The 882-nt window shown below is 62.9% G+C and carries 2 protein-coding genes; one reads left to right on the forward strand and one right to left on the reverse strand.

Annotated elements, in window-relative coordinates:
* On the forward strand, positions 1 to 219 hold a 219-nt coding region (locus A3764_RS25290), incomplete at its 5' end, for a hypothetical protein (protein ID WP_201722458.1).
* Between the two features lie 106 nt (positions 220 to 325).
* Here A3764_RS25290 and A3764_RS17470 read toward each other — a convergent pair.
* Positions 326 to 882 (reverse strand): cation:proton antiporter domain-containing protein (locus tag A3764_RS17470; protein ID WP_201722459.1); only part of this gene is annotated, 557 nt, incomplete at its 5' end.

Consider the following 882-nt stretch of genomic DNA (forward strand, 5'->3'; position numbering starts at 1 on the left):
AAGGACAAGCCGTCGAAGGATTTCGTCAGCGACGCTTTCGCCCATGCGAAGTTCATCGCCTATAACAGCCCGGCCATGGCGCTGCTCAAGGCTGCCGGCATCGGCGAAGACCTTGACGACGGTTGCCTTGAACTCGGCGGTTCGGACAGCGCCGAAGCATTCGTGAAAAAATGCCGAAAGCTGCGTTTCTGGGATCGTGAGGCCGTCCTTCAGGCCTGAAGACCCTCGGCCGGGGCGCGCCTGCCCCGGCCTCCTTCACCCTTTTACAAATACTCAAACAGCGACACATCGCGGCCCGGCACCCCCGCCGGTCGGGGCTGATCCGTCAGCCCCTGTCGCTCACCCGTTCCATCGCCCGCCCCACGCTGAAACCATGCAGGATCGTGGAAAGCAGGATCACCAGCGCCACCAGTGACCAAAGTTGGGTTTCGTTCACGAATTCCATGTGCCGCCCCGCGTAGCACAGGTAATAGATCGACCCGATGCCCCGCACGCCATAGATGGACACCACCCCCCGGTCGGTCCGCGACAGGTCCGATCCAAGCAGGGCGACCCACCCCGCGAGGGGCCGGATAACCAGGATCAGCGTCAGCGCGACGATCCCATGCACCCAGGTCAGATCGGCAAAGAGCATCGGCAGGACGCTCCCCAATGCGACCAGCAGAAGAGCCGTCAGCGCATGTTCGATGGATTCCGAAAAATCGTGCAGATGCCGGTGAAAATCGTGGTCCTCTTCCACGCGGCGCAGGGTCAGCCCCATGACGGCCACAGCGATGAAGCCATAGCCCTCGACCAGTTCGGTGGAGCCGTAGCACAACAACACGCCCGCCAGCGCGATGACGCCCGATCCGGTATCCGCCAGAACCCGCCCGCGCGGAATGA

This window comes from Sulfitobacter sp. HI0129, assembly GCF_001635395.1.
Classification (GTDB): Bacteria; Pseudomonadota; Alphaproteobacteria; order Rhodobacterales; family Rhodobacteraceae; genus Sulfitobacter.